Below are 21321 nucleotides of genomic sequence, written 5' to 3'. Positions count from 1 at the left end.
CGGTCGCATGTATGGCGGGGTCGGACATCGACGCCCCGGCCTCACACATCTCGGATGACGACGCGATCGCCGCACAGCTTCGACCAGTCGTCACGGTCGGAGGTCAGCACGACGACGGGCGGCGTGGAGCGGAGGCCAGTGCCGCGACCATTTGTGACTGCGCAGTCCACCAGGCCATAGGCCGGCATCCTCGCCAGCCGATTGTGCCGCTCGGACGCGCCGGGGCGTCGGGTGATCGCCCCGTCCACGATTTCGATGCCCGCGCACTGCTCCTCGCTCCAGGAGTCGTACCGTCCGCCGGTCACCGGAGCGTGCGTCCCCGCGCTGCTCGGTGGCCCGATACGCGCGGCCCGGCGCAGCGGTCGCGGAAGCCAGAGCCCCGGCCTGAAATGGCCACCCCGGAAGGTATAGCTATCGCTATACTCGTTGGGTGGATGGGGAGTGGGAGATCTTCCTGGTCGACGAGGTGCGCGACTGGATCGACAGCCTTGATGCCCCGACGCATGCCCGCGTGGTGCGATCGTTGGACGCCCTGGCCGAAGGCGGGCCCGGCCTCGGCCGCCCCCTGGTGGACACCATTAACGGCTCATGCCTGGCCAACCTGAAGGAACTTCGGCCGGGTACAGTGCGCATTCTGTTTGCGTTCGATCCCTGGCGGTCGACCATTTTGCTTGTCGCCGGCGACAAATCAGGGCGCTGGAACGAGTGGTACCGCGAGGCGATTCCGCTGGCCGAGTCCAGGTACGAGACTTACCTCAAGGAGCGGGCCGAGGGAGAGGAAGGACTGTCATGAGCGGCTACACACGCTGGCGGGACATCCGCGCCGAACACGTCGCCCGCGCGGGGGGAGAGGAGGCGGTCCGGGCGGGCAAGGAGGAGTTGCTCGCCCAAGTCACCGGGCGGAAGCTGGCTGAGCTGCGCCGGGCCCGCGGCCTCACCCAGCAGCAGGTCGCAGACCGGATGGGCGTGTCCAAAGGGCGTGTTTCGCAGATCGAGCGCGGCCACCTCTCGGGCCAGGATGTGCTTGCTCGGTTCGCCACAGCCCTGGGAGGCCGCCTGCATCAGGCCATCTATTTTGACGACGGGGACATCGCCGCCATTGGCTGAGCCGTGGTCCTGCTCACCCGGCGTGCGAGCGGACAGCGGGTGGTTCTCCGCGATCGGGGCTACTGGCCCGGCAAGACCCGATAAGGGCATTCGGTCGGCACGCCTTCCACGACGGCCGCTCCCTGCCGTAGGCCGCCTCGCGCTCCTCCGTGAGGCGGTGCCGCACGCCGCCACGCAGGGCCCGCGATCGGACTCCGGCCGCCTCTTCCGATATAGGGAGAGGGTTTGTGAGGGAGCGAGGGCTTGCGGTGCTCCGCGTACTCCGAGGTCGACATGGCGGGGGAGCCCTCTCGACCCGTCGCGAGAACAGCAGGCGGGACTGATGGAGCGGCGGTTCGTAGGGGGTGAGGAGCGGAATTCCCGCCTGTAGGCGTCCGGCATTTGGTTGGGTGGGCGTCGTGTCCCTCTCGAACGGTGAATTCCGCCTGCCAGTCGACGTCCGTCCGATCTGGGGGAAGCTGGGCAACGGTTCCCGGCCGCACCCCCTCATCTGTCATGCGCTGGACACCGCGGAAGTGGCGTACCAGTTGTTCGACCTATGCCTTGGGCCCTATCTCAAGAACCGTCTGGAAGCGGCGCTGGAGCCGCTCGGGGACGCGCGGGAGTGGGCCGCGAGGCTGGCGGGACTGCACGACCTGGGCAAGTGTTCACCCACCTTCCAGGGGGTGAGGGCGGACGTCGCCAAGACGCTGCTGCCAGAGTCCGATCACGCTGCCATCGACCGGTTGCGGGAAGGCCCGAGGAGTTCCGGGGCGCGGACGGATGTGGCGCACGGGCTGATCAGCGCGCTGTACGTACGGAAACTGCTGGTGAAGTGGGGCGCCTCGGCGGAGACTGCCGAATCCATCGGGGTCGTGCTTGGCGCTCACCACGGGTACGTTCCGGGCCCGGCCGATCTTCGGCAGGTCTCCTACAAGCGCGGTGCGATCGGAGGGGAGACCTGGGCCACCCGTGTGGAGGCGCTGGCCGACGAGTTGTGCAGGTTGCGTCGCACCTCGGAAGGTGAGCCGAGTGCGGCCGACTGGGCGCGGGTGACGATGGACGGGCCTGCGGAACTGGCCCTCGCGGCGCTCACCTCGGTCAGTGACTGGGTCGCGTCCGATCGGAAGGAGGTGGCCCACGCCGGTGCGGGCGTCGACATGACCGCGTATGCCGCCGGAGTGGCAGCGACCGAGCAGCCGAAGGTCAAGTCCTTGGGGTGGGAGGCGTGCACGGTACCCGAGGACACTTCCTTCGGATCGTTGTTCCCCCAGAGTTCCGAACGGCGCGACCTCCAGACCCGGCTGGAACAATTGGTTGCCGGTGAGCGAGGACTCGGGGTGTTCCTGTTGTCCGCGCCGACCGGTGAGGGCAAAACGAAGGCTGCCTTGCAGGCTGCGGCTTGCATGATCCGTCTGCATCATCTGCGGGGGTTCCACGTGGCCATGCCGACCAGGGCGAGCGGTAACCAGGCGTACGAGGTTGCCGCCGAACTGCTGAGGCTGTGGGATGGACACGCAATGGGTCGGCTAAAGCTGTTCCACGGCGCCGCGGGCGAGTACCTGGACCGGCGGTCCGCCGCCGGTCCGCCACCGTTGTGTCCCGAGTGCGTCGCGGAGGACGGCGGCTCCGGGGCATCGGAGCAGTTCGGGTGCGACAGTGACGCGCAGGCGAAGGCTCAGCTGTCCTCCAAGGCCGATCACCTGAATCCGCTGGTGGTGAGCACTGTCGATCAGGTGTTGAAGGCTGCCGTTCGCTCGGGGCACGTCTTCGTGCGACTGGCGGGGCTCTCGGGCAAGGTGATCATCTTCGATGAGGTGCACGGCTACGACGTGCACTCGGGGGTTCTGTTCGAGACCTTGTTGTACCGATTGGGCGGGCTGCGGACACCGGTGGTGCTCCTGTCCGCGACCCTGTCGACTCGCCAGCAGCACGCCTTGGTGAACAGCTGGCGGGCGGGAGCCCTGGGGCTGTCGGTGGGGGAGCTGCCGGAACCCGAAGTCCCGGGGACGGCCGCCTATCCGCGGATCCTTTCCGCCGATGTCTCCGTCGGGGGCACGGTGTCCGCGGTGGGCGTCACCGCCGCCCCCGTCAACCGTGACCGGCTGGTCCAGCTGCACTGGGTGGATCGGCAAGACGTCGTGGAACTCGCCTTGCGGGAGGCGCGTCGGGGTCGGAACGTCGCGATCGTGCACAACCTCGTCGGGGAGGCGGAGAGGGACTGGGAGTCGCTGCGGAGGGCGGTGGGGGACGTGGCCGGGCAGACCGTGGTGACGGAGTTGATTCACGGGCGGCTCGGTCCGGCGGAGCGGCTCGCGGTGGAAGGACGCCTGCGCGCCCGCTTCGGGCCGCGGGGTTCGATGACCGCAGCGGCTGGGAGCGGGGGATCGGTCGTGATCGGCACCATGGTCCTGGAGAGCAGTCTCGACCTGGACTTCGACCTGATGATCAGCGCGGTGGCGCCGATCGACAGCCTGATCCAGAGGATGGGACGGATCGGGCGGCACCGGGTGGGCGCCGAACGGCCTGAAATCCGGTTCGTCCTCATCCGGGTGCCGGAGCCGCGCTCAGGACGGAAGGCGGTCAATTTCGGTTACGCCGTGAACGTGTACGACGAGGCGATCCTTCTTCGCACGTTGGCGGTGCTGAGGGAGCGGGACGTGATCCGATGCCCCGACGAGGTACAGGAATTACTCGACAGGGTGTACGACGACGGCGAGGAACTGCGTTCCCCGCTCGGATGGCAGGAGCAGTGGGAACGTGCGGCGGCCCGGGCAGAGAGGGGCACGCCGAAGGCGGGTCGCGAGGCCCTGATGGCCCGCATCCCCATGTCACCGGGTACGAGATGGGGTCTGCGGACCCTCACGGAATTCGGTCGTGCTGGTACCGGCACACGTCAGAGCGGCCATAGAGCCGACCGGGACCGCAGGGCCTGACCGAACTCCACGGCCGGGGCGGTAGGTCATTTTCGGACAAGCTCGCTGCCTCTTGGCCGAATGTGCGCGAGATGGCCGCGATTTCTTGAGGAACGTGTGCGCGGTGCGCCGGGATTCGCTTCACTGATCCCGCGCCGCAGTTCCAGAAGACGGAGGGGTCGAGTGACGTTCGATTTGTTGCGCGAACCCTGGCTTCCAGTGCTTCCGCTCGATTCCGACCACATCACCCACGTGAGTCTGGTCGACCTCGTCCTCAACGCGCACCGTCACCGCCGCCTCGTCGGCAGCAGCCCGACGATGACGGCGGCGCTGCACCGGCTCGTGCTGGCCCTCCTACACCGGGCGTTCACCCCCGATGACGACGACTGGGACGAGCTGTGGATGGCCGACCCAGCACATCTGCTCGACGAGGAAGACGAGTTCCGACGTCGGCTCGATCGCTATGTGGAGCGCACGGAGTCCCGGTTCGATCTGTTCGATGCCCACCGGCCGTTCCTGCAGTGCCCGGATCTCGCGAGGCGTCCCTCGTGGAATCCCGCCAAGGATGCCGAACCGCACCAGAGCACCGCCGTCCTCGTCGCGCCGTGGGCCACCGGCAACAACCGCACCCTTTTCGACCACACCACCGCCACCGAACGGCCGGAACTGTCACCAGCCGAGGCCGCGCGCTGGCTGGTCACGTTGCAGGCGTACGACACCGGTGGGCAGAAGACTGGATACGAGAAGAGCCCGGCCTCTTCACAGACCTCTCTGGGCAACTACTTCGGATGCGCCCTCCTGGAGGGGGATACGCTCCGCAGGACCCTTCTGCTCAACCTCGTCGCGTACCGGCCCGACGAAGGGCGTCCGACCGGTACCGGCCCTGCGGATCGGCCCGCCTGGGAGGACGACGAGGTGCACCGGCCCGATCCGGGCCCGCCGCGTCCCCCTCTGGGGCTCACCGACGCCTTGACCTGGCCGTCGCGGCGGGTGCTGCTCTTCCGCGGCCGGGAGGCCGCGGGGGCTTCGGTCGTGGGTGTGCTGCGCACTCCGGGGACCCGTCTCGACGGTGACTTGTCCCAGGACGTGGAACCCATGGCTGCCTTCCGTGAACGGTGGATCTCGGATTCCAAGCCGGCTCGCACCGTGCCCGTTCGGCTGGAGGGGATACGCGGCGTGTGGCAGTACACGCAGGAGTTGTTGTTGCCGGAGGTCGCGCGCTGGAGCCGCTCCGGCCGTAAGTACCAGGGCAAGGCGGGGGAGAAGAAGCTCGCGTCGAAGAACAAGCTCGTTCCCTCACTGGTTCCCGGAGCCGAACCCGCCCGGTTGCGACCTCTCGCGGTGTCCAGGGTGGACGGTTCGCACGTCATCCCCGACTCGACGGTGTTCACGCTGCGGGTCTTCGGACAGGAGTTGGGGAAGAACGGCGGGAACATCGTCGCGTGGTACGAGGAGGAGGTTCCGGCCCCCGTCGCCCTGATGCGGGCTCGTGATCGCCGTATCGGGTACGTCATCGGAGAAGCCGTCGCCTATGCCGACAACCTCCGTGACGCCCTGCGCGTGATGGAGACGACCTACCGCCAGAGTTTCGCCCCTCCGTCCTCCGGCCGTCGCGGAAAACCGTCTGCGGCCTTGCGGCGCACGGCTCTGGAAATCGACTTCTGGCCGAGGGTGGCTGAGCCCTTCAACGAACTCGTTCGGCGTCTCGGCGTCTCGGTGGGTTCGGACGCCGAGATCGAACAGGCCGCGACCGAATGGGCGGACGTCGTTCACGGCACTGCGGGCCGGGCCGCTCGACGCTGGGCGGAGGACGTCGGACGACGGGACCGGGAGCTTTTGGCGGCCGGTGAGAGCTACACGGACTACCTCCGTGCCGCCACGTGGCTCCGCGACCGTCACCGCGAGAACCTCGCCCAGTACACGGAGGTCTCATGAGCTGTCGAACACGGATGACGAGAATCGACGCGAGGAGGAGCGCCCGATGACGGTACGGACCGAAGCCCGTGAGGAACGGCGGACTCGGCGTGACGCGTTCGTCTCCCACCTGCACTCCCTCGCGACGGCGCGGGAATCGGACGCCACGCATCTGGTGGCCCGAGGGCGTGCGGAGCTCGCCGTGCTGCGCCGGGGCTTCAGCGGCGGGCGACATCAGGCGCAGGCGTACGGGATCGTCGTCCCGTACGGCCCGCCGGAAGAGGAGCAGGGCGTCTGGCTGCTGGTGAGTGGTCTCTTCGCCCTGCACCCCCTGCCCCGCTCGCTGGGCGGACCACACGCACCGACCCTCGCCCGTTCCCTCGGGGCTCTCGCACGGGCGAAGGGGAGTTCGGTCGAGCGCCGCTTCACCGAACTCGTTTCCGTGGAGGGCGCGGCCCTGGAACACCAGGTGCGCCAGGCTGTGCGACTCCTGCGTGGCAGCCACACGCCGTTGAACTACGGACGGCTCCTCGACGATCTCGTCGTGCTCCTCTCGACGGACCAGACGGATCACCGGGTGAAGGAGCGGCAACGCGTGCGACTGCGCTGGATCAGCGACTATCACCATCACCCGGTCGACCGGCCCCGGAGGGCGGACGACGAGCCGGGCGGCGACCCTGGCACCCCGCTCGACCAGGCCCTTGATTCGACCACCCAGGATGACGAATGATCATTGAGCTCCACCTGCTCCAGTCCTTCCCGGTCAGCAACCTCAACCGGGACGACATCGGACAGCCGAAGACAGTGCGGTTCGGCGGGGTCACCCGGGCCCGGATCTCCAGCCAGTCGCTGAAACGGGCGGCACGTGAGCTCTTCACCTCACACGGCCTGGAAACGGGTGACATCGGGCGGCGGACGAAGCAACTGCCGGAACGGGCCGGCATTCTCCTCGCTGAGCGCGGCAAGTGCGAGGTGGGCAGGGCGCAGCTGGTGGCCCAAGAGGCGCTGGCGGCGTTCGGATTCGGGGTGACCGAGGACCGGGGGCGGTCCGAGTACCTGTTGTACGTGGGACCGGCCGCCGTGGAGCATCTCGCGGACTACTGCGAGAAGCACTGGGACATCCTGGAAAAGGCGCTGGAAAAGGAGGAGAAGCGCAAGGCGGACGCGAAGAAGGCGTCACGGACCAAGGTCAAGCCGACGCAGAAGGAGCTCATTGAAGCGCGGAAGGTCTTCGACTCCTCCCGGGTCGCCGACATCGCGCTCTTCGGCCGGATGATCGCCGACAACCAGGACTTCTCCGTGATCTCCGCCAGCCAGGTCGCCCACAGCATCTCCACCCACGCCGTGGCCAACGAGTTCGACTTCTACACGGCCATGGACGACATGCGTCCGGCCGAGGAGCCCGCCGCGGACATGATGGGCACCATCGACTACAACGCGGCTTGCCACTACCGCTACGCCAACCTGGACACCGACCGTCTGCTCCGCAACCTCTTCGGTGAGGAATCGGTGCCCCCGGAGGAACTCTCCGCCGAGGACAAGGCGCTCTTGGTCCGCAGTGTCCGAGCCTGGCTTCGGGCCTTCGTCCACGCCGTCCCGCGCGGCAAGCAGAACTCCATGGCCGCGCCGACGGTCCCCGACGTCCTGTTGGGAGTCGCACGCACGGACGGGGCGTGGAGCCTCGCTAACGCGTTCCTCTCGCCCATCGGCGACGTTGCAGACCTGATGGACACGTCCGCCCGGCGCATGGCGGGTTACTTCGATCAGATCCGTGACTTCTATGGGGACGAGGAGCTGCGCGGTGTGCACTACGGCTCCCTCGATCCGAGCGGAGGGCTCGCCGACCGTCAACCACGTGGTTGTCAGGAGGCGAAGGGCATCGATGCCTTCGTCGAGGGGCTCATCGGCTCGGCCGGTCTTTGAGGAGCGGTGCGGTGACGTCCACCCTGATCCTGTGCCTCGACGCTCCCATGCAGTCCTGGGGCGTCTCCTCCCGCTTCGACCGCCGGGACACGGCCCGTGAACCGACGAAGTCCGGCATCGTCGGTCTGCTCGCGTCGGCCCTCGGCGTGGCGAGGGACGACGACGATCGCGTTCGGGAACTCGCCACACTGTCGATGGGCGTTCGGGTGGACCGCGAAGGCGAGCTGGAACGCGACTTCCACACCGTTTCCAACGTACCCAACACCGAAGGCGGTGCGGGAGCCACCGTCGTCAGCGAGCGGTTCTACCTGTCAGGGGCGCTCTTCCTCGTGGTTCTCGAAGGAGCGGACGAGGAGGTGCGTGGCCTGTACCGGGCCCTGAGACGTCCTCGATGGCCCCTGTTCCTCGGCCGCAAGGCATTCCCGCCCGGTACTCCCGTCGTACACCCGGACGAGAGCCGTGCGGTACACGACGGTCACGTGGACGACGTGCTGGAGGGCCATCCCTGGCTGGAGACACGTCCAGCGCGGCTGCGCCGTGCACGCGAGCGCCTGGACGCGGGTACACCGCTGCACCTGCGGACCGTGCGCGACACCGTGCCCGTGTTCGTAGGAGCCGAGTTGCGCCACGACCACCCGATCTCATTCTCGGCACGGCGGCGGCACGGAACGCGCGCGGTACGTGTCGGTCACGTCCCTCTGACCGCTCCGATGCTCCCACGACAGCCGGAGGCCACCTCGATGTCCGAACAGGTGGGAACAGTATGAGCCTCTGGCTGACCCGGTTGACCCCCGATCTGCGCAGAGGGGACGTGTTGAACGACCTGAATGACGCCCACTTGATGCACCGCCGCGTCATGTCCCTCTTCCCCGACCGCCTCTCCGACACCCCCCCGCAGCGACGTGGGTGCCCTCTACCGGACGGAGCCCGTGCGAGACGCGGTACAGGTCCTCGTGCAGAGTCACGTGCAGCCCGAGATCGGACGCCTGCCCGAGGGATACGCCGAGACGGGGGTGCTGCACCTGAAGTCGTACCTCGACACGCTCGCGGGGGGCATGCGGGTGCGCTATCGGATCGCTGCCAATCCTTCGAAACAGTTGGCCGTTCCCTCGGCGGGAGGCGGCCGGGTCGGGCAGCGGGTGGCCCTGCACGGGGAGGCCGCCGAGGAGTGGTGGAGGTTGCGAGCGGCCAAGGCGGGGCTCCGTCTCCAGTCCGGGCTCGTGACCCCCCGGCATCCGCTCGTCAGCCGACTCCGCGCACGCGCGGGCCTCCGATTTCACCTCGCACAGTTCGACGGGGAGGCGGAGATCCACGACGTGTCCGCCCTGCGGCGAGCCATGCGGGAGGGAATCGGAAGAGGCAAGTCCTACGGCTGCGGGCTGTTGAGCATCCTGCCGATTCGGCAACCCACCAGTGAGCCCGCCGACCACGGACGCCCCTCCCACCTGACCGCGGCACGCCGTTCCTGACTGGCGGGTGGGGTGAAGCGGACGGGGGCATAGGTTGGGGGGATGCCGAATCGACTCGTGGGGGAGACCTCCCCCTATCTGTTGCAGCATGCCGACAACCCCGTCGACTGGTGGCCCTGGTCGCCGGAGGCGTTTGCGGAGGCGCGGGAGCGGGGGGTGCCGGTGCTGCTGAGTGTGGGGTACAGCAGTTGTCACTGGTGTCATGTGATGGCGCACGAGTCGTTCGAGGACGAGGCCACGGCGGCGTATCTCAATGAGCACTTCGTGGCGGTCAAGGTGGACCGCGAGGAGCGGCCGGACGTGGACGCCGTGTACATGGAGGCGGTGCAGGCGGCCACCGGGCACGGGGGATGGCCGATGACGGTCTTTCTGACGCCGGACGCGGAGCCGTTCTACTTCGGTACGTACTTTCCGCCGGAGCCCCGGCACGGGATGCCGTCCTTCTCGCAGGTGCTCCAGGGGGTCGCCGGGGCCTGGGCGGAGCGGCGGGACGAGGTCGGGGAGGTCGCGGGGAGCATTGTGCGCGAGCTGGCCGGGCGGTCGCTGGCGGGCGGGGGCGCGGGGGAGCTGCCGGGGGAGCAGGAGGCGGGGCAGGCGCTGCTGGCGCTGACCCGGGAGTACGACACCCGGCACGGCGGGTTCGGCGGGGCGCCCAAGTTCCCGCCGACCCTGGTGATCGAGTTCCTGCTGCGCCACGGTGCCAGGGCCGGGGCCGAGGGGGCGCTCCAGATGGCCGCCGACACCTGCGAGGCGATGGCGCGGGGCGGGATCTACGACCAGCTCGGTGGCGGCTTCGCCCGGTACTCCGTGGACCGGGAGTGGGTGGTGCCGCACTTCGAGAAGATGCTGTCGGACAACGCGCTGCTCTGCCGGGTCTACACGCATCTGTGGCGGGCCACCGGGAGCGACCTGGCGCGGCGGGTGGCGCTGGAGACCGCCGACTTCATGGTCCGTGAACTGCGCACCCCCGAGGGCGGCTTCGCCTCCGCGCTGGACGCCGACTCGGACGACGGCACGGGCCGGCACGTGGAGGGCGCGTACTACGTGTGGACGCCCGGCCGGCTGCGGGAGGTGCTGGGCGAGGAGGACGCGGCGTACGCGGCCCACTACTTCGGTGTCACCGAGGAGGGCACCTTCGAGGAGGGCGCCTCGGTGCTCCAGCTGCCCCAGGGCGCCGGGCCGGTGGACGCCGAGCGGATCGCGTCCGTCCGCCGCCGGCTGCTCGCCGCCCGGGAGGAGCGGCCCCGCCCCGGCCGGGACGACAAGATCGTCGCCGCCTGGAACGGTCTGGCCGTCGCGGCGCTCGCCGAGGCCGGTGCCTGCTTCGGCCGGCCCGACCTGATCGAGCGCGCCACCGAGGCGGCCGATCTGCTGGTCCGGGTCCACCTGGACGACAACGCCCGGCTCACCCGTACCTCCCGGGACGGCCGGGCGGGCGCCAACGCCGGGGTCCTGGAGGACTACGGGGACGTGGCCGAGGGCTTCCTGGCGCTCGCCGCGGTGACCGGGGAGGGTGCCTGGCTGGAGTTCGCCGGATTCCTGCTGGACCTGGTGCTGGACCGGTTCACCGGCGAGGGCGGGGCGCTGTACGACACCGCCCATGACGCCGAGCCGCTGATCCGCCGCCCCCAGGACCCCACCGACAACGCGGCCCCCTCCGGCTGGACCGCCGCCGCCGGGGCGCTGCTCTCCTACGCCGCGCACACCGGCTCGGAGGCGCACCGCACCGCCGCCGAGGGGGCGCTCGGGGTGGTCAAGGCGCTCGGGCCGCGGGCGCCCCGGTTCATCGGCTGGGGGCTGGCCGTCGCGGAGGCGCTGCTGGACGGGCCCCGCGAGGTGGCCGTGGTGGGCGCCCCGGACGACCCGGCCGCCCGGGAGCTGCACCGGGCCGCGCTGCTGGGTGCCGCGCCGGGGGCGGTGGTGGCCTTCGGGGAGCCGGGGGGCGAGGAGTTCCCGCTGCTCGCGGACCGGCCGCTGGTGGACGGCCGCCCGGCCGCGTACGTCTGCCGCCACTTCGCCTGCGAGGCACCCGTGACGGAGCCGGCCGAGCTGTCCCGGGGGCTGGCCGGCGGCCGACCCGACGCGTGAGCCGACCCGACGGGTGAGCCGATCGACGGGTGAGCCGACCCGACGGGTGAGCCGGCCCGACGGGTGAGCCGAGCCGGGTACCCGTGAAATCCGCGTACCCGTGAAAGGGGACGCGCGGGGCGCGGTGGCCTGGGCGGCCGCCGCGCCCCGCGCGTACCGCGACCGGCCGGCGGGGGGAGAGAGATCAGGAGTGCTGGTAGGCCACCAGCGAGATGCCGACGTAGTGCACGACGAAGGCCGCCAGGGTCAGGGTGTGGAACACCTCGTGGAAGCCGAACCAGCTGGGTGACGGGTTCGGCCGCTTGAAGCCGTAGACCATGCCGCCCAGGCTGTAGAGCACCCCGCCCACGATCACCAGGACCAGCACCGCGATGCCGCCGGTGCGCATGAAGTCGGGCAGGAAGAAGACCGCCGCCCACCCCATGGCGATGTAGCAGGGGGTGTAGAGCCAGCGCGGCGCGCCGACCCAGAAGACCCGGAACGCGATCCCCGCGACCGCCGCCGCCCAGACCGCCCACAGCAGCACCCGGCCGGTGGCGTCCGGCAGGAGCAGCAGGGTGAGCGGGGTGTACGTACCGGCGATGATCAGGAAGATGTTGGCGTGGTCCAGTCGGCGCAGCACCGCCGTGGCGCGCGGCCCCCAGGTGCCCCGGTGGTAGAGGGCGCTCACCCCGAAGAGCAGGCACGCCGTCAGGACATAGATGGCGCAGGCCAGACGGCCGCGCGCGGAGTCGGCCAGCGCGGTGAGGACGATTCCGGCGATCAGCACCGCGGGGAACATGCCCGCGTGCAACCAGCCGCGCAGCCTCGGCTTCACCGGCGGGGGATCTATCTCGGTCACTTCGGACACGACGGCAGTCATGCCGGAATGCTACCTACGGTCTCGTAGGTACGGATATCGCGCGCGGGCGGAGTGCGAGGGCGGCGGGCCGGTGGGGCCACGTGGGTGACCGGGTGAAGGGTTGCGCGGGCGGGGGCGGCGGGTGTTTCGCCGGGCTTGAGTGGCGATGCTCACGTGAGAGGCCCTCTGGACAGATGGGCGCCCTACCATGATGATCAGATGAGTGCGGTCGGCACCGGATGAGCGCCGAGGGAACAAGCAGTGAAGCATCCGGGTCGCGGCCCCCACGGGGCAGACAAACCAAAACCCTCACCGGAGGAGCAATCGTGGCGCGCGGTAATGCGGCTCCCACTGTCCCCACCACCCCTGGCCCCGCCCCCACCGGCCACCGGGAACTCGTCGCCTGGGTGGACGAGATCGCGGCGATCACCCAGCCGGACGACGTCGTCTGGTGCGACGGCTCCGAGGCCGAGTACGAGCGGCTGAGCGAGGAGCTGGTCGCCAAGGGCACGTTCCGCAGGCTCGACCCGACCTCGCGCCCCCACTCGTACTACGCCGCCTCCGACCCGTCCGACGTGGCGCGCGTCGAGGACCGGACCTTCATCTGCTCCGAGCGGGAGGAGGACGCCGGCCCGACCAACCACTGGAAGGCCCCCGCCGAGATGCGCGACATCTTCACGGGTGAACAGGGCATCTTCCGGGGCGCGATGCGCGGCCGCACCATGTACGTCGTCCCCTTCTGCATGGGCCCGCTCGGCTCGCCGCTCTCCGCGATCGGTGTCGAGATCACCGACTCCGCGTACGTCGCCGTCTCCATGCGCACCATGACCCGGATGGGGCAGCCGGTCCTGGACGAGCTCGGCACCGACGGCTTCTTCGTCCGCGCCGTCCACACCCTGGGCGCCCCGCTGGCCGAGGGCGAGGCCGATGTGCCGTGGCCCTGCAACTCCACCAAGTACATTTCGCACTTCCCGGAGTCCCGCGAGATCTGGTCGTACGGCTCCGGCTACGGCGGCAACGCGCTGCTCGGCAAGAAGTGTTACGCCCTGCGCATCGCCTCCGTGATGGCCCGGGACGAGGGCTGGCTCGCGGAGCACATGCTCATCCTCAAGCTCACCCCGCCGCAGGGCGAGGCGAAGTACGTCGCGGCGGCCTTCCCGTCGGCCTGCGGCAAGACCAACCTCGCCATGCTGGAGCCGACCGTCTCCGGCTGGACGGTCGAGACCATCGGTGACGACATCGCCTGGATGCGGTTCGGCGAGGACGGCCGGCTGTACGCGATCAACCCCGAGGCCGGCTTCTTCGGCGTCGCCCCCGGCACCGGCGAGCACACCAACGCCAACGCCATGAAGACCCTCTGGGGCAACGCGGTCTTCACCAATGTCGCGCTCACCGACGACAACGACGTCTGGTGGGAGGGCATGACCGAGGAGACCCCGGCGCACCTCACCGACTGGAAGGGCAACGACTGGACTCCGGAGTCGGGGACTCCGGCCGCCCACCCCAACGCCCGCTTCACGGTGCCCGCCTCGCAGTGCCCGATCATCGCGCCCGAGTGGGAGGATCCGAAGGGCGTGCCGATCTCGGCCATCCTCTTCGGTGGCCGCCGTGCCTCGGCCGTACCGCTGGTGACCGAGTCCTTCACCTGGCAGCACGGCGTCTTCCTCGGCGCCAATGTCGCCTCCGAGAAGACCGCCGCCGCCGAGGGCAAGGTCGGTGAGCTGCGCCGCGACCCGTTCGCCATGCTGCCGTTCTGCGGCTACAACATGGGCGACTACATGGCCCACTGGATCAAGGTCGGCCAGGGCGCGGACCGGGCGAAGCTGCCCCGGATCTACTACGTCAACTGGTTCCGCAAGAACGACGCGGGGAAGTTCGTCTGGCCGGGCTTCGGTGAGAACAGCCGGGTCCTGAAGTGGATCGTGGAGCGCCTGGACGGCAGGGCGGAGGGGGTGGAGACCCCGATCGGCATCCTGCCGACCCGCGAGGCGCTCGACACCGACGGCCTCGACCTGCCCGAGCGGGACCTGGACTTCCTGCTGAAGGTGGACACCGAGGTCTGGCGCGAGGAGGCCGCCCTCATCCCGGACCACCTCAACACCTTCGGCGACCACACGCCGAAGGAGCTGTGGGACGAGTACCGGGCGCTGGTGGAGCGGCTGGGCTGACGCCCGGATTCCCGGAGGTCCGGGGGCCTGGAGGCGGGTGCCTTGAGGGCGCCCCTCCGGCCCGGAGCCTCACGGGTACCCGCGCGAGGACTCGCGGCCGGCCGACCGACACGCCCTGACCTGTGCGTCATCCCGGCCGGCCGCGTGCACACGGAAGGCCCCCGGTGCGGACGACAACGGTGTCGTCCGCACCGGGGGCCTTCGGCCTGTCCGGGACCGTGCCGGGTGCGCCGGGGCCTTCGGCCGGTCCGGGACCGTGCCGGGTGCCGAGACCTTCGGCCGGTCCGGTCCGGTCCGTGCCGGGCCTTCCGCCTGCCCTGACCTTGGGCGGTCCCGGGACGTGCGGCGGGCGGGCCCGGGCCATGGACGGGCGGGCCCGGAGTGGCTGGCGCCCGGTCCGCGCGCCTCCGCGGGCGCGGACCGGGGCCGATCAGAGGGCGCCGACCGGACGGAGCGTGTCCAGTGCGGCGGCGTGCGCGTCCATGCGCTCGGCGGCCAGGATCGCCGCGGCCGTGTCGGCGCGGGAGGCGGCGACCACCAGGGCGCGGCCGGCCAGCGTATGGGCGCGGTGGTGCAGAGCGGCGGGGCCGGCGCCGCTGAGGCCGGCGTGCCGCACCGGCGGGGTGCCGCGCAGCCGGGCCACCTGCCGGGCGATGCGCTCGGCGGCCGGATCGTCGCCCAGCTCGTCGGTGACGGCGAGCAGCGCGCCGAGGTGGCCGGCGAGCTGGATGTCCAGCTCCTCCTCGCGCGAGCGGTGGGGGTAGCGGTCGTGGTCGTCGGCCATCCGGTGGACCGACTTGGTGCGGATCGGTTCGTACATGCGGGACGGCCTCCTTCTCGTACCGGAGGCCATCCTACATTGGATTCAGTCTAAAGTTGAGTCGATCCCCAAACTGGGTTTCGGGGTGGCGGCCGGCTCCGGGACGATGGGCCGGGCGGGGGCCGGACGCCCCGGGGTCCCGGGGCGGGGTCAGTGCTGGCTGTAGCCGTCCAGGAAGGTGCCGATCCGGGTCACCGCGTCCGTGAGGTCCTTGGCGTTCGGCAGGGTGACGATCCGGAAGTGGTCCGGCTCGTGCCAGTTGAAGCCGGTGCCGTGGACCACCATGATCTTCTCCGCCCGCAGCAGGTCCAGGACCATCTGCCGGTCGTCCTTGATCTTGTAGACCGCCGGGTCCAGCCGGGGGAAGAGGTAGAGGGCGCCCTTCGGCTTCACGCAGGAGACGCCCGGGATCTGCGTCAGCAGGTCGTACGCGGCGTCCCGCTGCTCCAGCAGCCGGCCGCCGGGCCGCACCAGATCCTCGATGGACTGCCGGCCCTGCAGGGCGGCGGCGATGGCGTGCTGGGCGGGCATATTGGCGCACAGTCGCATGTTCGCCAGGATGGTGAGCCCCTCGATGTACGAGGAGGCGTGCGCCTTGGGGCCGCAGACCGCCAGCCAGCCGCTGCGGTAGCCGGCCACCCGGTAGTTCTTCGACATGCCGTTGAAGGTGAGCACCAGCAGGTCGGGGGCGATCGCGGCGGTCGGCGTATGGGTCGTACCGTCGTACAGGATCTTGTCGTAGATCTCGTCCGAGCAGACCATCAGATTGTGGCGTCGGGCGATCTCGGTGAGCCCGCGCAGCATCTCGTCGTCGTACACCGCACCCGTGGGATTGTTCGGGTTGATGATGACGATGGCCTTGGTACGGTCGGTGACCTTGCGCTCGATGTCCGCCAGGTCCGGCATCCAGTCGGCCTGCTCGTCGCAGCGGTAGTGCACCGCGGTGCCGCCCGCGAGCGCGACCGAGGCGGTCCACAGCGGATAGTCGGGGGCCGGGACCAGCACCTCGTCGCCGTCGTCCAGCAGCGCCTGCATCGACATCTGGATCAGCTCGGAGACGCCGTTGCCCAGGTAGATGTCCTCGACGGAGAGCGGGATGCCCTTGGTCTCGTAGTGGCTCATCACCGCCCGCCGGCCCGCCAGCAGACCCTTCGCGTCCCCGTAGCCGTGGGCGTCGCCCACATTCCGCAGGACATCCTCCAGGATGGCGGGAGGGCACTCGAAACCGAAGGCGGCGGGGTTGCCGGTGTTCAGCTTGAGGATGCGATGCCCCGCTGCCTCCAGCCGCATCGCCTCCTCCAGCACCGGGCCGCGGATTTCGTAACAGACGTTGGCGAGCTTCGTCGACTGGATCACCTGCATGTCGCGAGCTTACGGCCGCCCCTGCCGGCGCGCCTCGTGTTTTGTGCCACGCCGGCCCCGGCGGAGGGTGGGGGAGCGGTGGGCGGCATCGTCCGGCTGCCGGACCCTGGCGCGGACGGGGCGGCCGGGGACATGATCGCCGCATGGCGACGACTCCCGTTCCCCCGCCCGACCCGGTACCCGCCGCCCTGCCGGACCTCCCGGACGGCGTTCCGGAGGGTTTTCCGGACGGTGCCCCGGCCGGCGGGCGCTTCGCGGGGTACGGCGTGCTCGTCACCGGCGGCGCACGGGGCATCGGCGCCGCCATCGCCGCCCGGCTCACCGCCGAGGGGGCCCGGGTGCTGCTGGCGGACCTGGACGAGGCGTGCGCCCGCGAGACCGCCGCCGCCCTCCCCGGCGCGGTCGGCCTGCACTGCGACGTACGGGACCGGGCGTCGGTCGAGGCGGCGGTGGCGTACGCCGTGGCGGGCTTCGGCCGGCTGGACCTGCTGGTCAACAACGCGTTCTCGTGCACCCGCGACCGGCGCCGGTTCGAGGACGAGCCGGACGAGACCTGGGAGCGGGACCTGGACACCACGCTGGGCGGCGCCTTCCGGTGCTCCCGCGCCGCCCTGCCCCACCTGGCCGACTCGGGGCGGGGCGTGATCGTCAACATCGGCTCGGTCAACGGCCTCCAGGACTTCGGCAGCCACGCCTACAGCGCGGCCAAGGCCGGACTCGCCTCGCTGACCCGCACTCTGGCCGGCCACGGGGCGCCGCGCGGCGTACGGGTGAACCAGGTCGACCCCGGCACCATCCGCACCCGGAACTGGGCGGAGCGCGAACGGGAGCTGGCCGTGCTGGCGGACCGGGTCTATCCGCTCGGCCGGGTGGGTGAACCGGAGGACGTGGCGGCGGCGGTCGCCTTTCTGGCGTCCCGGGACGCCGCCTGGATCACCGGCACCTCGCTCCGGGTGGACGGCGGGCTGCTGGCCGTGCACAGCGGCTTCGCGGCGGCGGTCGGGTCCTGGCGGACGGAGGCCGGCGATGAGGGTGGGGACAGGAGCTGACGGGAGTGGTGGCGGTGGTGAAGAGGGGGGCGGGGGCGGGCTGAGGCGAAGGGGGTGGTGTAGGGGTACGGGACGGAGCCCGGGGGTGCGGATTGGGGCGGGCGCGGGGGCGGCGGATAGGTTGGCCGGTCATGTGGGCATGGAGCGCTGGTGGGTACCGCCGGATGGGTACGGCGGGGGCCGTCGCGGTCGCCGTGGGCGGCTGGGGCGCCGGGACACTGCCCGCCCGGGACCCCTGGGGCCTCTGGGTGCCGCACGGCACCGCCCTCACGGTGGCCGCCGCCGGGCTCGCGTACCTCGGGCTCACCGTGCTGCTCGTCGCCTGGTGGCGGTACGGCCGCACCGGCGCCGCCGCCCGGCACGCCCGGACCACCCTGGTGTGCTGGACGGCCCCGCTGCTGGTCGCCCCGCCGCTGTACAGCGCCGATGTGTACAGCTACATCGCCCAGGGCGCGATGGTCCTGGAGGGGCACGACGTGTACGGCGCGGGCCCCTCGGTCCTCGACCCGGACGGTCTCGGCGGGGCCGCCGCGGCGAGTGTCGGCGGGCACTGGACGGACACTCCGGCGCCGTACGGGCCGGTCTTCCTGCTGCTCGCGGAGGGCGTCACCCGGCTGACCGGCGGGACGATCGTGCCCGCCGTGCTCGGCCTCCGGCTGGTCGCGGTGGCCGCGCTGGCGCTGATCGTCTGGGCGTTGCGGCGGCTGGCCCGGCGGCTCGGCACCGACGAGGGCGGGGCGCTCTGGCTGGGGGCGCTCAATCCGCTGCTGCTGACGCATGTGGTGGGCGGCATCCACAACGACGGTCTGATGATCGGGCTGCTCCTGGCCGGAATGGTGCTCGCCGGACGGGGCCGGTGGATCGCCGGGGCCGCGCTGGTGGGGCTCGCCATGATGGTCAAGTCCCCGGCGGCGGTCGCCCTGCCGTTCATCGGGGTGCTCGCCGGACGGGCGGCCCCGGAACGCCCGCTCGCCCGCCGGGTGGCGCTGGGGCTGCTGGGGCCCGGCCTGGTGGCGGGTGCGGTGGCCGGCGCGGCGACGCTGCTGGCCGGCACCGGCTTCGGCTGGCTGCGCACCCAGAGCGTGGCCGGCTCCATCCATACCGCGCTCTCGGCCGTCAGCGATCTGGGCCTGGGACTCGGACAACTGGCCCGGCTGCTGCTCGGCACCGATGCGGAGCCGGTGAAGTCGGCCGTCCAGTCGCTGGGCCTGGCGGCGGCCCTGGTGGTGATCGCCCTGCTGGCGCTGCGGTCGGCGCGCGGCCGGCTGGACCCGGTCCACGGTCTGGGGCTGGCCCTGCTGGCGCTGGTCGCGCTCTCCCCGATGGTCCAGCCCTGGTATCTGCTCTGGGGCCTGACCGTGGTGGCCGCCACCGCCTGGGACGGCCGGTGCGGGCGGCTGCTCGCCGTGCTGTCGGCGGGGCTCGGCTATGTGACCCAGCCGTCCGGTCACACCCCGGCGTACGGCTTCGCCCTGGCCGCGCTCGGCTGTCTGCTGGCCGCGCTGCTGGTACGCCGGGAGGGCGCGGCGACGGACGGTGCCCGGGTGCCGGGCCCCCGCCGCCCGGTGCCCGACCGGGCGGACGCCCGGACCTGAGCCGCCGGGGGCGCCGGGAGCTCGCGGCCGGGCGGCGCTGTCGGGGCCACCGGGGCTGTCGGGGTGCCCCCAGGGCCGCCGGGGCCATCGGTTGTCGCCGGGGCTGTCGGAGGCCGGCGGCCGGAGCGGCGGCCGGAGCGGGAGCCGGCGAGCGGCGCTGTCAGTGGTCGCCGTTACATTCTGTGACGACGACACCTGGGTCGTCCTCTGCTCCAGGAGTGGTGCCGTGCTGCCTTCTGCCCCGTCCCCCGCTTCCCGGCCTCCCGTTCTCCCGTCTCCCGCCGGGCCGTCGTCCCCGGCCGACGCTCCCGTGCCGCCGCTGCCGGTGGCGGTCGAGGGCGCCGCGCCGTTCGGGATCCGGTTCGCCCTGGTGGACGGGGTGGGACGGCTGGTCAGGGAGCCGGATCTGACGGCGGTCGGGGCCTTCGCCGGGGACGGGCCGGCCGGTCCCCTCGCGCCCGCCGCCGACACCGAGGGGCGGTGGGGGTATCTGGACCGGGCCGGGCGGTGGGTGGCACCGCCGGTCTGGCAGTACGCCCATCCGCTGGACGACCACGGCCGTGGACGGTTCCAGCAGGGCGGGCGCTGGGGGTACATCGACGCGGCCGGGGTGCCCGTGATATCGGCGCGATTCACCGAGACGGCGGTATTCAGGCACGGCCTGGCGGTGGTACGCACCGAGGACGGGCCCGGCTGGATCGACCCCTCGGGCGCTCCGGCGCTCTCCGGGCCGTACGCCGCCGTGGGCCGGTTCAGCGCCTGCGGGCTCGCCGGTGTCCGGCTGGCCTCCACCGGGAAGTGCGGCTATGTGGACCGGTCGGGGCGCCTGGTGGTGCCGGCCCGTTTCGACGGCGTCCGGCCCTTCGGTCCGGACGGCCTCGCCGGGGCGCGGACGGGCGAGCTGTGGGGGCTGATCGACCGGGCCGGCGCGTGGGTGGAGAAGCCCCGTTTCCACCGGCTCACGGCGTACCGCGCCCACGGGCTGGCGTGGTTCCTGGAGGCGCCGGCCGGCGGGTACCGCGAGGGCTGGCTCGACGGGCGGGGGCGGGTGATGGTCGACTCCGACGGCCGCGACGTCTCCGAGGCCGTGGGGTGCGGGCTGATACGGGTGCGGTCCGGCTCGGTGTACGGCTTCGCGGACACCACCGGGGCCTCGGTGATCACTCCCGGGTACGCCTACGCCGACGACTTCGACGCCTGCGGGGCCACGCTGGTCCGCGACGAGGCCCAGGACGTCCCCTGGGGGGTGCTGCGCCCGGACGGCACCTGCCTGCCCATGGACCACCGGGAGCCGCTCACCGACCGGGAGGGCTGGCCGGTGGGCTTCGACAACGGCCGGGGCACCTGCCCCTTCCTGGACCACGACGGCTCCGTCGTCCGGGTGGGCCCGGACGGGCGGGAGATCTGCCGGGTGGAGCCGGCCGCGCCTGACGGCTCCGCGCTCCGCATCCGGGACGCCTCGGGCGCCGTCGTCTGGCGGGGCGGGGCGGCGCCGGGCACCTTCGCGCCGCCGGAGCCGTTCCTCGCCCCCGGGCGGGAGGAGTACACCGACCGCCCGGAGGCATGGGACGGCGATCCGGCGGATCTGGTGGACGGGCTGCTCGCCGAACCGGCCCGGGTCTTCCTGCCCCGCTCGCTGATCTTCGACAGCGAGGACGACGTGTACGAGCTGTCCGAGGCGGACGCCTACGACCTGGAGCACCACAGCTGGTTCGGGGCGATGCTGACGCCGGCCAGCTATTACGTCTCCGAGCAGCGCTGGGGCGCCTTCGACTACCTGTCCGAGTGGGTCACCGAGGGTTTCCACGCGCTGACGGACGAGCTGGTGGCGCCGCTCACCGCCCGGTTCGGCGAGCCGGAGGAGGACCGGGGGTATCTGCGGTACGGAGACGGCAGCCGGTCCTGGTCCTGGCGGGTGGACGGCCGGACGGTGCTGCTCCAGTGGTACTGGCAGTGCGGTGACGGTGACTTCGAGAACCAGATCTGGCTGGCGGCGCTCGATCTTCCGGAGGACCGCTGAGCGGAGGACCGCTGAGTGGAGCCTTTCGGGCCGGGGGTTGCTGAGTGGGGGACTGACGCGCGGGGATCCCG

The 21321-nt window shown here is 71.4% G+C and carries 15 protein-coding genes and 2 pseudogenes; 13 read left to right on the top strand and 4 right to left on the bottom strand.

Annotated features, from left to right (window positions below; all coding sequences use genetic code 11):
- Positions 1-41: 41 nt before the first annotated feature.
- A pseudogene (locus tag NX801_RS02500) lies at positions 42-134 on the bottom strand (DNA-binding protein); the annotation flags it as partial.
- A gap of 296 nt (positions 135-430) precedes the next feature.
- Here NX801_RS02500 and NX801_RS02495 point away from each other — a divergent pair.
- From NX801_RS02495 to NX801_RS02455, 9 genes and pseudogenes are all read left to right on the top strand, one after another.
- Positions 431-793, top strand: coding sequence for a type II toxin-antitoxin system RelE/ParE family toxin (locus NX801_RS02495; RefSeq protein ID WP_258785047.1), 363 nt, complete (start codon positions 431-433; stop codon positions 791-793).
- Positions 790-1107: a helix-turn-helix domain-containing protein gene (locus NX801_RS02490; RefSeq protein ID WP_258785046.1), complete on the top strand. Its 318-nt coding sequence runs from the start codon at positions 790-792 to the stop codon at positions 1105-1107. Before NX801_RS02495 ends, NX801_RS02490 begins: the two co-directional genes overlap by 4 nt.
- Positions 1108-1505: 398 nt before the next feature.
- The gene (gene cas3, locus NX801_RS02485; RefSeq protein ID WP_258785045.1) at positions 1506-4022 is read left to right on the top strand and encodes a CRISPR-associated helicase Cas3'; all 2517 of its coding nucleotides are present in this window, start codon (positions 1506-1508) and stop codon (positions 4020-4022) included.
- Between the two features lie 162 nt (positions 4023-4184).
- Positions 4185-5936, top strand: coding sequence for a type I-E CRISPR-associated protein Cse1/CasA (gene casA, locus NX801_RS02480; RefSeq protein WP_258785044.1), 1752 nt, complete (start codon positions 4185-4187; stop codon positions 5934-5936).
- A gap of 46 nt (positions 5937-5982) precedes the next feature.
- Positions 5983-6645, top strand: coding sequence for a type I-E CRISPR-associated protein Cse2/CasB (gene casB / locus NX801_RS02475; RefSeq protein WP_258785043.1), 663 nt, complete (start codon positions 5983-5985; stop codon positions 6643-6645).
- A complete protein-coding gene (cas7e, locus tag NX801_RS02470) occupies positions 6642-7838 on the top strand; it encodes a type I-E CRISPR-associated protein Cas7/Cse4/CasC (RefSeq protein ID WP_258785042.1) in 1197 nt (398 codons plus the stop codon). Before casB ends, cas7e begins: the two co-directional genes overlap by 4 nt.
- A gap of 11 nt (positions 7839-7849) precedes the next feature.
- The gene (cas5e, locus tag NX801_RS02465; RefSeq protein WP_258785041.1) at positions 7850-8605 is read left to right on the top strand and encodes a type I-E CRISPR-associated protein Cas5/CasD; all 756 of its coding nucleotides are present in this window, start codon (positions 7850-7852) and stop codon (positions 8603-8605) included.
- A gap of 132 nt (positions 8606-8737) precedes the next feature.
- Positions 8738-9307 (top strand): annotated as a pseudogene (locus NX801_RS02460) (type I-E CRISPR-associated protein Cas6/Cse3/CasE); the annotation flags it as partial.
- A gap of 42 nt (positions 9308-9349) precedes the next feature.
- Positions 9350-11395: a thioredoxin domain-containing protein gene (locus tag NX801_RS02455; RefSeq protein ID WP_258785040.1), complete on the top strand. Its 2046-nt coding sequence runs from the start codon at positions 9350-9352 to the stop codon at positions 11393-11395.
- Between the two features lie 184 nt (positions 11396-11579).
- On the opposite strand, the gene trhA is transcribed toward NX801_RS02455, so the two are convergent.
- Positions 11580-12257 carry a PAQR family membrane homeostasis protein TrhA gene (gene trhA / locus NX801_RS02450; protein WP_258785039.1) on the bottom strand — a complete coding sequence of 226 codons (678 nt, stop codon included), beginning with the start codon at positions 12255-12257 and terminating at the stop codon, positions 11580-11582.
- A 305-nt stretch (positions 12258-12562) separates the two neighbouring features.
- Between trhA and NX801_RS02445 the strand changes: the two genes are divergently transcribed.
- Positions 12563-14404 carry a phosphoenolpyruvate carboxykinase (GTP) gene (locus NX801_RS02445; protein WP_258785038.1) on the top strand — a complete coding sequence of 614 codons (1842 nt, stop codon included), beginning with the start codon at positions 12563-12565 and terminating at the stop codon, positions 14402-14404.
- 430 nt (positions 14405-14834) lie between these two features.
- Here the strand turns inward: NX801_RS02445 and NX801_RS02440 are convergent, their stop codons facing one another.
- Both NX801_RS02440 and NX801_RS02435 read right to left on the bottom strand, forming a co-directional pair.
- Positions 14835-15224, bottom strand: coding sequence for an SCO4983 family protein (locus NX801_RS02440; RefSeq protein WP_258785037.1), 390 nt, complete (start codon positions 15222-15224; stop codon positions 14835-14837).
- A gap of 150 nt (positions 15225-15374) precedes the next feature.
- On the bottom strand, positions 15375-16586 hold the full coding sequence (locus NX801_RS02435; RefSeq protein WP_258785036.1) for a pyridoxal phosphate-dependent aminotransferase: 1212 nt from the start codon (positions 16584-16586) through the stop codon (positions 15375-15377).
- A gap of 143 nt (positions 16587-16729) precedes the next feature.
- Here NX801_RS02435 and NX801_RS02430 point away from each other — a divergent pair, with 143 nt between their 5' ends.
- The 3 genes from NX801_RS02430 (at position 16730) to NX801_RS02420 (ending at position 21250) form a co-directional block, all read left to right on the top strand.
- Positions 16730-17635, top strand: coding sequence for an SDR family NAD(P)-dependent oxidoreductase (locus NX801_RS02430; protein WP_258785035.1), 906 nt, complete (start codon positions 16730-16732; stop codon positions 17633-17635).
- A 131-nt stretch (positions 17636-17766) separates the two neighbouring features.
- Positions 17767-19230: a polyprenol phosphomannose-dependent alpha 1,6 mannosyltransferase MptB gene (gene mptB, locus NX801_RS02425; RefSeq protein ID WP_258785034.1), complete on the top strand. Its 1464-nt coding sequence runs from the start codon at positions 17767-17769 to the stop codon at positions 19228-19230.
- A 310-nt stretch (positions 19231-19540) separates the two neighbouring features.
- Complete coding sequence (locus tag NX801_RS02420; protein WP_258785033.1) at positions 19541-21250, top strand: WG repeat-containing protein; 1710 nt, start codon at positions 19541-19543, stop codon at positions 21248-21250.
- Positions 21251-21321 lie beyond the last annotated feature (71 nt).

This window comes from Streptomyces pyxinae, from assembly GCF_024756275.1.
In the GTDB taxonomy this organism is placed as follows: Bacteria; Actinomycetota; Actinomycetes; order Streptomycetales; family Streptomycetaceae; genus Streptomyces; species Streptomyces pyxinae.
This window is presented reverse-complemented; position numbering and strand designations above follow the sequence as displayed.